This window comes from Rummeliibacillus sp. G93 (assembly GCF_023515935.1).
GTDB lineage: Bacteria > Bacillota > Bacilli > Bacillales_A > Planococcaceae > Rummeliibacillus > Rummeliibacillus stabekisii.
The window spans coordinates 256,551-269,173 of record NZ_CP097314.1; the positions used below are offsets into that span (position 1 = coordinate 256,551).

13 protein-coding genes, 1 pseudogene and 1 riboswitch are annotated in these 12,623 nt (G+C 35.5%); of the genes and pseudogenes, 10 read left to right on the top strand and 4 right to left on the bottom strand.

The features are described from left to right. Nucleotides 1-178: 178 nt before the first annotated feature. Together M2M59_RS01325 and M2M59_RS01330 are read left to right on the top strand one after the other, a co-directional pair. Complete coding sequence (locus M2M59_RS01325) at nucleotides 179-1,117, top strand: DNA/RNA non-specific endonuclease (RefSeq protein WP_249775235.1); 939 nt, start codon at nucleotides 179-181, stop codon at nucleotides 1,115-1,117. Between the two features lie 372 nt (nucleotides 1,118-1,489). Continuing rightward, nucleotides 1,490-2,299 (top strand): hypothetical protein, encoded by an 810-nt coding sequence (locus M2M59_RS01330; protein ID WP_249775236.1) that lies wholly within the window; start codon nucleotides 1,490-1,492, stop codon nucleotides 2,297-2,299. A gap of 220 nt (nucleotides 2,300-2,519) precedes the next feature. Here M2M59_RS01330 and M2M59_RS01335 read toward each other — a convergent pair. Both M2M59_RS01335 and M2M59_RS01340 read right to left on the bottom strand, forming a co-directional pair. Continuing rightward, a pseudogene (locus M2M59_RS01335) lies at nucleotides 2,520-3,124 on the bottom strand (DUF421 domain-containing protein). 490 nt (nucleotides 3,125-3,614) lie between these two features. Beyond that, nucleotides 3,615-3,905: a hypothetical protein gene (locus M2M59_RS01340; protein ID WP_249775237.1), complete on the bottom strand. Its 291-nt coding sequence runs from the start codon at nucleotides 3,903-3,905 to the stop codon at nucleotides 3,615-3,617. Nucleotides 3,906-4,176: 271 nt separating this feature from the next. On the opposite strand from M2M59_RS01340, the gene M2M59_RS01345 reads away from it, so the two are divergent. Continuing rightward, on the top strand, nucleotides 4,177-4,536 hold the full coding sequence (locus M2M59_RS01345; RefSeq protein ID WP_249775238.1) for a hypothetical protein: 360 nt from the start codon (nucleotides 4,177-4,179) through the stop codon (nucleotides 4,534-4,536). Between the two features lie 378 nt (nucleotides 4,537-4,914). Here the strand turns inward: M2M59_RS01345 and M2M59_RS01350 are convergent, their stop codons facing one another. Further along, the gene (locus M2M59_RS01350) at nucleotides 4,915-5,238 is read right to left on the bottom strand and encodes a YflT domain-containing protein (RefSeq protein ID WP_066791620.1); all 324 of its coding nucleotides are present in this window, start codon (nucleotides 5,236-5,238) and stop codon (nucleotides 4,915-4,917) included. A 180-nt stretch (nucleotides 5,239-5,418) separates the two neighbouring features. Between M2M59_RS01350 and M2M59_RS01355 the strand changes: the two genes are divergently transcribed. Further along, complete coding sequence (locus M2M59_RS01355) at nucleotides 5,419-7,026, top strand: long-chain fatty acid--CoA ligase (RefSeq protein WP_249775964.1); 1,608 nt, start codon at nucleotides 5,419-5,421, stop codon at nucleotides 7,024-7,026. Nucleotides 7,027-7,355: 329 nt separating this feature from the next. Beyond that, complete coding sequence (locus tag M2M59_RS01360) at nucleotides 7,356-7,706, top strand: VOC family protein (RefSeq protein WP_147195520.1); 351 nt, start codon at nucleotides 7,356-7,358, stop codon at nucleotides 7,704-7,706. Nucleotides 7,707-7,848: 142 nt separating this feature from the next. Here the strand turns inward: M2M59_RS01360 and M2M59_RS01365 are convergent, their stop codons facing one another. Then, the gene (locus M2M59_RS01365) at nucleotides 7,849-8,337 is read right to left on the bottom strand and encodes a QueT transporter family protein (RefSeq protein ID WP_066791621.1); all 489 of its coding nucleotides are present in this window, start codon (nucleotides 8,335-8,337) and stop codon (nucleotides 7,849-7,851) included. A 7-nt stretch (nucleotides 8,338-8,344) separates the two neighbouring features. Next, nucleotides 8,345-8,389, bottom strand: a riboswitch (PreQ1 riboswitch). Between the two features lie 139 nt (nucleotides 8,390-8,528). Between M2M59_RS01365 and M2M59_RS01370 the strand changes: the two genes are divergently transcribed. The 5 genes from M2M59_RS01370 to M2M59_RS01390 all read left to right on the top strand — a co-directional run bounded on the left by M2M59_RS01370 (nucleotide 8,529) and on the right by M2M59_RS01390 (nucleotide 12,597). After that, on the top strand, nucleotides 8,529-9,026 hold the full coding sequence (locus M2M59_RS01370; protein WP_249775239.1) for a hypothetical protein: 498 nt from the start codon (nucleotides 8,529-8,531) through the stop codon (nucleotides 9,024-9,026). Nucleotides 9,027-9,075: 49 nt separating this feature from the next. Beyond that, the gene (locus M2M59_RS01375) at nucleotides 9,076-9,990 is read left to right on the top strand and encodes an N-acetylglucosamine kinase (protein WP_249775240.1); all 915 of its coding nucleotides are present in this window, start codon (nucleotides 9,076-9,078) and stop codon (nucleotides 9,988-9,990) included. A gap of 142 nt (nucleotides 9,991-10,132) precedes the next feature. Next, nucleotides 10,133-11,014 carry a GNAT family N-acetyltransferase gene (locus M2M59_RS01380; protein WP_249775241.1) on the top strand — a complete coding sequence of 294 codons (882 nt, stop codon included), beginning with the start codon at nucleotides 10,133-10,135 and terminating at the stop codon, nucleotides 11,012-11,014. A gap of 234 nt (nucleotides 11,015-11,248) precedes the next feature. Then, on the top strand, nucleotides 11,249-11,386 hold the full coding sequence (locus M2M59_RS01385) for an RAxF-45 family protein (protein WP_173668500.1): 138 nt from the start codon (nucleotides 11,249-11,251) through the stop codon (nucleotides 11,384-11,386). Nucleotides 11,387-11,466: 80 nt separating this feature from the next. Beyond that, nucleotides 11,467-12,597 (top strand): ABC-F family ATP-binding cassette domain-containing protein, encoded by a 1,131-nt coding sequence (locus M2M59_RS01390; protein ID WP_256467901.1) that lies wholly within the window; start codon nucleotides 11,467-11,469, stop codon nucleotides 12,595-12,597. Nucleotides 12,598-12,623 lie beyond the last annotated feature (26 nt).

Genomic DNA, 12,623 nt, shown 5'->3' on the forward strand with positions numbered 1-12,623 from the left:
AAAAAGAGGCTCGAAAAAGTGACAAATCACTTTTCAGGCCTCTTTTTACTTATTCAGATTTTAATTCTTAAAGAAATATATTTATTAATAAATTAAAACCAATAAGGTAAATGGATATATTTATGATAAAGTATATCTTGGAACAAATACTATAAAGCTATTACAGGAGAGTCCTAACATGAAAAGGAAAATGAATTACATAATATTACTTTTAACGACCGTCTTTATAGTTGGTTGTACTGAAGGTGCATCCATTAAAGATAAAGAAACAAATTCACAAGAAGTAAACACAGTTGATACAAATAAAAATAGTGAAAAAGATGAAACTATCACTTCGGTTATTGGTGAAACAGTAGCAAAGAAAACATCAACTAAACCAAATAAAAAACTGTTCTCAGGATATAAACTTATTAAAGTTGATGGTGGTGATCTTTCCGGGTATCGAAAATCAAACGTCGTCGTTGATATCGGTTATGGAGACCGTGAATATTGGGGATTTACGAATGAGCATGGGCAACTGGTTCGTGTTATTGCCGACAAAATTGTTCTACAAGATGACCGTACCGAACCAGTAACATCGTCTGGTAGATACTACCCTGATGAAGCAAAAGTTCCAGGTGTTGAAAGAGCAGATTTAGATGAAGGACATATCATTGCGGATTCTCTCGGAGGGGTATCAAATGCTTACAATATTACTCCACAAGAAAGTACACTCAACCGACATGGTGATCAAGCATATATGGAAGATGCCATTCGTAAAGCTGGCGGGGCTACTAACTTTGAAGCAATTATCACCTATCCTAATACGAAAACACAAATCCCCTCAAGTTATCAGTATACCTATACGATAAAGGGTGAGAAAATCGTTGATAAATTTAATAATGTAAACCCTGATAAAGTAAACAAATCGCTCGGTCTAACTGGCAATAAGACGCCCAATTCAACTACAACTCGTTCAAACAAAAAGAACGATATTTCTAGTGTTGATACAAACGGTGATGGACAGGTGACGATTAAAGAAGCAAAAGCAGCAGGTTATAGTATGCCCATAACAAGGAATCATTGGTTATACCCATATATGGATGACCGAGATAATGATGGTATGGTAGGGGAATAAGCATCTAAGAATTGAAGACAAAATAAGTTTCAAAGAGGATAGATAAATACAGGCCATTATCGATTTTTATCCAAAAAATGACTAAACCTTGAGTATAAAGGGTTTAGTCATTTTTTATGGTTTCAAATTAGAACATGGAGGTTTATTTTACGCTAGAGTAGCTTTATACAACTAACGTGTAGCTTTAGTAAAACAACAAGAAGGTTTGGCGATACAATGTGAAGTGTTACACTTAAACTAACGAGACAGTTTAGTTGAAGAAGGAACTTTCCTTCCATTAAAGAATTAATTAAGATAACATAAGTTTTTTGGGGATGGGCAAAAACCCAACGATGATTGTATGAAGTATATAATAGGAAAGGGGAAATGTGAATGAGGAAACTAAAAGTAACTGTTTTTACCTTATTACTGAGCATACCACTCGTCCTATTAAGTGGTTGCGTTAAAAATTCAAAACTAGTAGAAAAACCTATAGGAGATTATTTATCCGAAAAATACGGGATAAAGAATGAGGATTTTAAAATTCTTTCTACTAGTCAAGGGTTTGGAATTTCTGATATACAGACCAAAGTAGAAATAAGAAAACCATACCAAACTTTTACTAGTTTAACTGTAAACGAAAACTCACTTGAAATTGATGAAAAAACAAGTCGTGATGTTTTTCTAGAAATATTCAAAGGAGCTTATATTGAACAACATCGTGATGTTTTGAAACAATCCGATAAGATAACAAAAAAGTATAACTTATTAAGTGAATTCTCCTTTAATAAAAAGACTCCAAAATTCTATTACTATTTGAGTGTAGATATAGATGAACAACAAGAAAAGGAATTAATTGTAAAATTCAAACGCGAACAAAAAATAAACACTGACAACATAATGAAAATGTTAAAAGATAGTAAACCTAGAGAACATGCTAATTATACAGGAGTCATTAATTTTAGATACTATTACAATACGTACAAAAATAGTAAAACTGTTCCCAATGCTCAAAGTATTGTGGATGATTTCGAGAAGAGCCACGTGCTAAAGGAGGGCATTTATAAGATAGCTGTTGAAACCATATATTCTAGCCCTCATAAAAAAAGCTTAGGAAGAACGGATAGTCGTAATAATAGTGTCATGTTTACCGTGGATGAACAAGGGAAATTTGAAATATTGAAAACAACTGTAGGTTCTTGATAAAATACGCCAATTGGCGTGTTTTAAATAAAGGGCGACTTCCCACAAGGAAGATAGCTCTTTTTTTCTGATTACTATTCTTGTTCTATTACTAATAACCTGGTGGTACAAACCCACTTAGCCAGCGGGCGCGATTATGTAATAAGGATCAGCTCTCGTTTTCATTAACGGGCCATATAATAGGCTGGTTACATAAAAAAAGAATCCAACTAAGGATTCTCTATTTAAGGAAAATTTGCAATTGATTATTTTGGTCGAGTGTTGCGAGTAAAACTTCATTAATTTCAACGTTATAAGTTGTCTTTATATTGTTTTTAAGGGTTTCTTCATTGTAGGGTGAATGATTTAACATCTTATAATTAATCTTCCCCTCTTTAATAATTGCATGTGGATATGAAAATGGTTGAGGTGTAATACTGATATCTGATTTCGTTACAGGTTGATGCTCTGGAGATAAAAAAATGAAATCTCTCCATCTGGTTCCCATAAAGCTAAGGCAACCATTTTTAAATCTACAATACTTTGTTTTCTCATTTCAGATAAAACATCATCAACTGAAATTCTTGCTTTTTTTAAATTCTTCAAATTAATTTCACCATTCTTAACAAGAGAGACTGGCGGAGGTGCAACAAATTCTCTAAATGGGATAAACTTACTCATTAAATATAAACAAATTAAATAAAGGCTGACTAGAATAGACATTGAAACTAATGAACCTTTTAATCCTAACCCTTCATCTGATAATGGGTGAGCAATGACATTCCCAATTAATATGGCCATTGCAAAATCAAGTAGTCGTAGTTGGGAAATAGAACGTAACCCCATTATTTTGACTATAAGAAATAAGAAGAAAAAGGCGACAATTGCCCTTAGTGCCCATTGAATTGTAGAGAGAGATTCTTGTCCATAAAAAAAGTCCACAATGTCACATCCTTCGAAACTAATCCTTTTAATTTTCACCTAAATTTCAATAATTATTCGAAGGTATTTTTCTCTGTCTTAACATATCTTTATTCAGACTTTAACTGAGGGTGCAGTAATCACTATCTTAGCGGGCGCGATTGTGGTATAAAACTAAGATTTTCAAACGGCTTAATAGTTATATTTTTTAGTATAGTGGATTGAAGTTACTTAAATTAAAAAAATAACTATATTTTTAACCCCGTCCTAAATTCGAACGGGGTTATGCTTGCTTGAGCTTTTAAAATTAAATAACTTTTTTTCCATTACACATTCAAGGTAGACTTTTTCATTCTTTCTTCAAGTAAAGTGGCAGTTTAGTTGAAGCTGTTATTCCACAATGGGCCATGCGTATCTATTCCATATTGTTTAAGTCTCTTTCACTGATAAAGATAACTTTTTTCTTTACTTTATCGAAATAATATACTTTCATGGTTTGATACACATCGTTATTATCGCTTGTAAGCACCCCAAAGTATCCATCGCCTAATTGAACCATATTCGAATTAATTAGATTTGGATCCCAGTCGTTTGGATCGTAATCGTCTGTAACGGTTCTGCCTCTAGCTCCAAATAAAATAAGAATGGCAATTACTATTAATGTAATACGAATTCTTCTTAACTCTTGATTAGTCCCATCCAACATAAAACACACCTTCTTTCTTCTAATCTTTCTTTTGGTAAATAAAAATTACTATAGTTCCAATATTTCTCTTTTAAATATCTGGATTTTGTGAAATAAAACTCAGATGTTTTGCTCTCTTGCCTATTTACCAAAATTAAGTATAATAAATTAAATATAACATTATAGTATACTTTTGTTTTTACTGATTGAAGAAAAGATAAATCAATATTACAGAAAGAGTTTTCATATAATTATTATAATACTTATTATGTAGACTATAAGGAGGGGAGCAATGAAAAAAATCTTAGTGATATCTTTGCTATGCCTTTTAGTAACCGTATGTTCAACTGGTACGGCAAATGGTAAACCGAATAATGCAGATATTGACTTTTTACTCATTCCTTACAACAAGGTATTGACTAAACTTAGTGATGAGTACGGAATAAGTATGTACGTGCCTGAAAAAAATAAAGAAAAACTTTTGAATAATATCAAAGAAATAACTCCTAAACAATTCGAAAACCAATTGCGCAAGCAGTACAAAGAATCATTAAAATATATACAAGAATCTTCTTATAGCAAGGGGAAATATAATACACCTAACTATATACCAAACTCAAATGCTATAATTCCAGCTATACCTCTTTATTAAATAAATTACTAAAAGAGTAACCTCCTCATATAGAGAAGGTACTTTATTTTAATGAAAGTTTCATTCGTCCTCCAAAGGTTAAATACTTACCATCATCCGTTATTACATATTTTAATCCCTTGAAGTTGCTTATGATTGTTTTATCAGCTACTTCTTCTGAAACTTAATCAATTTGTATATAAACAAACGGAAAGATCTCTTTGTAGGTTACGGCTGATAAACTATATGTTCCAATTTCATTAATTTTCCTAGTTTAGAGAAATAAAAGGTTACCATAAAAAAGTTCCAATCATCGAAAGGATGACTGGAACTTTTTTGGCTTGGTTGATTAACCTAGCTGTGTTTTTTTAGGATGCTCAATTCATGAAGGGAAGGGAATTATTTTTTGTTAACTACTAATACAAGTTTGCCTTGGTCTAATTCTTTTTCGCCGGCATCTGCTTCTGCTTCGCTTAGACCTACAGCTTGCATTTCGGTGCGTAATTCATCACCGCGTTTAGCCACTAAGTTTTTCATGGATTTGAAGAAACCTTGTTCTTTCATACCCACCTCAGCTGTATCTAATGCATCAGCGATATCATCTTCGCGTTCTTGATAGTGTGCGAATACATAGACATCATCACGGCTGTAGCCTTGAGCTTCTAATTTTTCGATTTCTTCTTTCGCTTGTACTGCGTTTTCTACTGTAATTTTTGTAACCATTTAAAATTCCTCCTCTGTTGATTATATTTATGGTATTCCCTGAAAAAGAAAGATTAAACCTGCCCACTTTAAATTTACTAATCTAGTCAACCAGCATTCATTAAAAGCTCTTAACCAGCATAAATATAGAAAGAGTTAATAGATTTGAAAGAAGGTAGACAAAAGGGAGCTGGTAGAACAATGATGGGAACGCCATTAGTATTAACTGATTTTGTAAAAAGAGCAGAGCGCTATTTTCCAGAGAAACTAATTATTTCACGAACAGCTGAAAATATGATTCACAGAATCAACTATCGAGAGTTCGGGAGACGGACAAGGAGATTGGCGGAGGCGCTCACGAAGCTAGGTATGAAAAAAGGAATGAAGGTAGGTTCTTTTGCATGGAATCATCATCGGCATTTAGAAGCTTATTTTGCAGTACCTTGTGCAGGCGCCGTATTGCATATGATCAATATTCGTTTGTCACCTGAGCATATTGTCTACATTATCAATCATGCGGAGGACGAAATCCTATTAGTTGATGGCGATTTATTTCCATTAATAGAGAAGGCAATACCATTATTAACATCTGTAAAGCATATTGTCGTAATGCAAGACAACCATGAGCTGCCGCCAACAGATTTGGAAAATGTCTATTCGTATGAACAATTGCTTGAAGATGCGAGCGATACGTATGAGTTTCCTGAGGACCTGGATGAAAATATGCCGGCTGGGATGTGCTATACAAGTGCGACGACAGGTTTCCCAAAGGGTGTAGTTTACACACATCGCAGCTTGGTGCTCCATAGTTTAGCGCTCGGCTTGGCAGATTCACTGGGATTGCGTGAAAACGATGTTTCGATGCCAGTGGTGCCAATGTTCCATGTCAATGCATGGGGTATGCCGTTTGCTGCGGTCAACTTTGGGACAACTCAGGTGCTGCCAGGTCCAATGTTCACGCCATCTCTGCTGCTTGATTTAATTGAAAAAGAGAAAGTTACCATCACAGCAGGTGTTCCCACTATTTGGCTCGGTGTTTTAAAAGAATTGGAACAAAATAAGAGAGATATTTCATCCTTGCGCGTGATTGTCTGTGGTGGAGCTGCTTCTCCAAAAGGGCTAATCCAGACTTTTGAAGAAAAATATAATGTCCCGTTCATTGTCGGTTACGGCATGACAGAAACAACGCCAATCGTTAGTTTATCCACCTATACGTCTGATATGCAGCATTGGTCTAAAGAAGACAAGCTCAATATTCGTGCCACGCAAGGTCTAACGGTTTCACTACTTGAAACGCGCGTCGTAAATGAACAAGGGGAAGTACCATGGGACGGCAAGACGATGGGGGAATTAACAGTTAGAGGGCCGTGGATTGCGGATGAATATTATAAAGATGAAAGAACAAAAGAAGCATTCAAGGACGGTTGGCTGTATACAGGTGATATCGCTGTGATGACGCCGGAGGGCTATATTAAAATCACCGACCGTGTGAAAGATTTAATCAAAAGTGGCGGCGAGTGGATATCGTCTGTGGATCTTGAAAATGCCTTAATGACACATCCACAAGTATTCGAGGCGGCAGTGATTGCAATGCCTGATGAAAAATGGCAGGAAAGACCGCTTGCATGTGTCGTCTTAAAAGAAGCGAGCACCGCGACAAAAGAAGAGTTGCTAAGTTACTTGGAAGGCCAATTCGCAAAGTGGTGGGTGCCGGATGATGTAGTGTTTCTCAATGAAATTCCGAAAACTTCCGTTGGCAAGTTTTTAAAGGCTAAACTTAGGGATGATATCCATGAGTTGAGAAAATAACAGGTACAAAAACTTTATTTTATATACAAATTAGCAATCCAATTAGCATTGAATTGGATTGCATTTTTTGTTGGTATATTGAGGTTAACTATACATAGCAGTTAAAATTGTACCCTTTTAGCAGAATGATAGAATTTATGGTCAATGTGATAGTTTATTTGCAAATTAATATACGAATTGTTACTTGTTAAAAACGGGAAGAAGTTACTGGTTATTTATATTAAATTGAAGGAAGACTTATTAAACTGTGGGGAAAAATGGTACAACAAGAAGGAAATAATTATGTGACCACGAATTAAATCTATAAAACGAAAATTTGGAGGTTATTTATGAACCCTATTTTAAATCAAATTGGTACTGTGTTTATTCCTGTGAGCAACATTGAAGAAGCTCGTAATTGGTATTGTGATATATTAGGCTTGCCAATAGATGGTGAAATATTATTTGGTCATTTGTATGTATTACCTATGAACGGTACAGGAATTGTATTAGATAGTAAGATTTATTCAGAAGACAATATTTTCAAAACTCCTCTTTTTCATTTGAATACGAACAATATAGAACAAGCCTATGAGTATATGAAGGGGAAGAATGTTGAATTAACCACAGAAATTGAGCATAACCACTGGTTTAATTTCAAGGACCTTGATGGGAATATTTTAATGGTTTGCAAATGTTAATCTATTGTACTAAAGAGTGCTAATGTATAACAAACTACTATATAAAAAAGCTCAGAGCTATTCTCTGAGCTTTTTTGCAGGCTAATTCGAATTTTGTACTTTAAAACCGAACACGTTAGTATTCCACATGTCCTTTTTCTAATTAATCTTCTATCAATTTATTAAAGTTAATGCGTTTATTAAGCCCCATCATTACAGGAATCCCAACAGCCATTACGGCAAGTTCACCTACAGCACATGTAAACCATGTGTAAAGGAAAGGAAGATCATAAAGAAGATGTAGTTCAATGGCGATTAAGAACATTGTTACTGTAAAGACGATTGTATTAAATATCATCTTCGCTAACTGTCCTTTAATAAAACGGATGGAAATAATCGTAATCGTAAGTGCTAACACAGATTGCCCAACACCAAAAGCTAAATCATATACGCCAAGTGGTGAAAAGAAATTAGCAATTATTACACCTACTACAATTCCAATCATATATTTCTTGTTAAAAACAACAAGATGGTTGAACATTTCCGAGATACGGAATTGTATCGCAGTAAATCCAAAAGGCGCGATCAGCAATGTAACGGCAACATAAAGAGCCGCAATAATACCGCTGATTGCGAGAGACTTTGTTTTCATTATTGTATTCCCCCTAGTTTTTTTACGTGGGATGGTCTCGAACCACGTGTTTAGAGCAAATCATTATTTTACTCCTGTTTAGCCGGGTTGTCAAAATGCTTTTGCAAACACTCAAAGAAGCTCTTTTCTGTAAGATTCGTTATAATAGAAGAACAAAAACAGCAGTGCCTTTGCTTTAAAAGGAGCATTATATGGAGAAATATTTACCGAAAAACGTTTGCATTCTTTTTTTGCTTCTTGGCGGATTTGTAACAGTGCTCGGCGTACTTACCCAAGTATCACATGAAACGCAGGCAGGAAGCTGGAGCTGGCGAGAAATTGTGATGGTTGTAGTCGGTATTGTAGTCTATTTTATTTTTGCCTTTACGGGTTTTTACTTTTTAATTGCTCGTATTAAAAAAAGAGGAATCGCCTGGACTAAAAGAAGAGTTTCAATAGATTTCAGCAATCATGAATTGTACTGGCATGAAATCGAGTCCATCGTTTTGAAGAAATATCCGGGGATTGGTAAGGTAACAACGATTGTGACTAAGCCTGAATACCGAGATGAGATTCAACAACGTTTAGAAAAAAGAAAATCGGCAGTAGAGTCATTTGATATATTGTGGATTGCAGTCCAAAAGCCAAACATTATGCACCAAGAAATGATGAAAGCTTTTAAGCAATTTGAAAACCTCCATAGGGTATAAGCAACCTATATGGAGGTTTTATTTTAGGAACACGAAAGGAGTTTAGCAAATGAAAATCATAATAGGAGTCGACGCAGGGGGCACAAAGACGGAAGCAGCTGCTTATGATTTAGACGGGAATCTATTGCATACAAGTATTTCGGGGTTTGGCAATGTGCTCATACATGAAGAAAGAGCACTTCATCATATAATGGAGGCAGTCGATGCCTGCCAATCGGCGCTTTCAAAAACAGAGTGTGTGCATTTATATATGGGCATTGCGGGATATGAAAGTTCATTAAATCAACAGCTCATTCTCCAACACTTCAAGAACTATTACAAAACAAAGGTGGATATAGTTCAAGACAGCATCATCGCCCATGCAGCTTCTCTTAAAGGACAAGATGGTATCCTGACGATTGCTGGGACGGGGTCTGTTTGTTTTGCTGTGCACGATGGTCTTCAAAAGATGACAGGTGGCTTTGGCCATTTGCTTGGAGATGAGGGGAGCGGCTATTGGATCGTCATTCAAGCATTGAAAGCCATGATTAAAGAGGAGGATCAGGGAGTAGCCTATTCATCTTTAACAAGGACAGTATTAAAAGAATTGGGGCAAACCTCTGTTCAGGACATAAAAGATTTTGTTTATTCCTCTCCTAAGGCAGAAATTGCACGCCTCGTACCCGTTATTGTAAAAGAAGCTGAAATAGGCGGTGAAAAAGCGCTGCAAATTTTAAGTGAGGCAGGAGAAGAGCTTGCCGAGCTGACATGGAATGTATATAAAAAATTACATTACAAAGAAGAGGAAAAAGTGGCTATTGCTATAAAGGGCAGTATTCTCGTTAATATTCCTTTTGTACAAGAAAAATTCACTGAAATTCTTCGCCAGCGAATCCAAAACGTTCAGTTTATAACAGAAGATATATCTTCTACGGCGGGATGCTATTACCTGGCGAAGTTAAAAGGTGAATCCCCTTCTAATTGAATGCTTTTTATATACACTCCAAAAGGTGCTAAGCTTGATGCATATGGTAGAAACTTCTCCGAATGATTCCCATGATAATGGAATTCTTCCAGAGAGGTGAGCATACCTAGTAAGGACGTATCGCTTTTAAGGGGGAAATAAAATGATAACGATTCAGAGGTTAGTAGATTGTACAATTGCAGATGCGGTAACAGCCTGGAACGATGGGTTTGAAGGATACTTTGTGGATGCAACCACTACTCCGGAAAAGTTTTTAACAAGAATGGTTATGGAAGATCTTTCACCTGCTTTATCTATCATCGCCTTTGAAAACAATCGACCAATAGGGATTGTGATGAACGGTGTAAGAATGGATGAGGGCAAAAAGGTTGCTTGGAATGGCGGCACCGGAGTTAGTAAGGATTATAGAGGTAAAGGGATCGGGAAATTACTAATAGAATCAACGCTCGCCATTCTACAAAAGGAGAATGTTAATATAGCAACACTTGAGGCGATAAGTGAAAATACGGTCGCCATTTCCGTCTATAAGAAGAAGGGTTATCTTATTGAAGATACTGTAGAATTCTTAAATCTTAATGGAAAGCAAAAACAAAATCTAATTGGTGAGGTAAAAAGAAAATTTACGGTTGAACGAGTAGCGCTACAACAAATTGGTCAACTACCATTTTATAAATCGACGAATCCATGGCAGACCCGATGGCAAAGCGCGAAAAGTGGTGAGGGTCTCCTCGTAAAAGAAGAAAATGGTGATGTACTCGGCTACGCTTACTACAAAAAGAATTATAATGATCAAGGTGTCCATACTGGTACCATCATGTATCAGTGTGAGGCAAAACCAGAACGAGTAGACGCTGAAGTGATTATCTATCAATTACTCGGCTGTGTTTTTGGAGATTTTACAGATAATATCAATCGAACAGTTCCTAATTTACCAATGAATAAAAGTAAAAAAACCTATAATGCCTTAAGAAGGATAGGTTTCCAAACAACAGCTCAGCAAGTATATATGGTGAAAGAAATTTAAAGTAGTAAATATTATGTTAGATTGTATTAAATAACGGGACTTATAAAAATAATTTATATAAGGAAGGGGGCTATTCAACTGGCGTATACCCTTCTATTCCTCTTTTATCAAAATGCATAGTATGGAGAGTCGAAAATCTAAATTCGAAATTTTTATCTATTTTATTCCATTTGGCGCTTTTTTTATTGAAATGTGTTAATATTAAAATAACTTTAGTGAACGGAGGTGAGAAGAATGGAAAAGTTAGCTATGGAAACAGGTGTAAAAGTAAATACAGCTATGTATTTTGCATCTGTTATTGCTTTTGATTTTGCTACTAACGGGACAAGTGTGCCCTTTTTTAGAAAAATTAATAGTGTTTTAGCTAACTAACAACATTCTTTTCACAATTTTAAGGGAAGACTGCTTAGTTATAGCAGTCTTTTTTTATTGCCAAAGGGGAGCTTTAGAGTATGCAATTAAAAGTAGAAAATATAACAAAAATATTAGGTGGAAACACCATTTTTACCAATTTATCAGTTGAAGTAAATTTAGGTGAACGAGTGGCTATTGTTGGACGTAATGGGTGCGGTAAAACGACTTTATTTAAAGTGATAGCGGGAATCGAGCAACCAGATGAAGGGCGTATAGTAAAGACGAAAGGTCAAACAATTGGTTACTTGCATCAAATTCCGATGTTTAAGGATATTACTGTGTTCAACGTATTGTCCCAAGCATTCGAGCAGCTACATGAAATGAAGGCTCGTTTAACGGAACTGGAGCAAATGATGGCTATAAACATGAGCGAAAAGGTTTTAACTCAATATGGGGATTTATTAGAGCAATATCAATTAGCTGGTGGTTATGAAATTGAAGCAAAGATTGCTTCCATCTCAAATGGGCTGAAGATCACGCAGCTTTTGGAGCAACCTTTTGAAGCATTGAGTGGTGGTGAGAAAACGAAGGTAATGCTCGCGCAAATTTTGCTGAAGCAACCAAATATATTACTTTTAGATGAGCCAACAAACCATCTTGATTTAGCAGCTATTGAATGGCTAGAAGATTATTTAAACTATTTTAAAGGAACAGTATTGATCGTATCTCACGATCGGGCTTTTTTAAATAATGTCGTTAATAAAATATTAGAAATTGAGGATGGAGAAATTTGGGTTAGTAAAGGGAACTACGATCAATATGTGAGAAATAAAGAAGCAAAAATTGCTCAGCAGTTCGCTGAATATCAGGAGCAACAAAAAAAGATTCAAAAAATCAAAGAAGCAATACGCCGATTGCGTCAATGGGCAAATGAGGCATCCCCACCAAATCCAGATTTATATAGAAAAGCAAAAGTTATGGAAAAAATGCTCGAACGTATGGATCTGGTGAAGAAGCCGAGAGTTGAGCGGCAGATGAACTTACAGTTAAAAGCTGATGAGCGTTCAGGAAAAGAAGTTTTTTTACTCAATCACGTTTCACATGGCTTTGAAGAAGATTTCTTATTTATGAATGTACATTTACCAATCTTTTATCGGGATCGTTTAGCGATTGTTGGCAACAATGGGACCGGCAAATCAACGTTACTCAAAATATTTTTGGAGAATTAATACCAATAGATGGGGAAGTGAAGCAA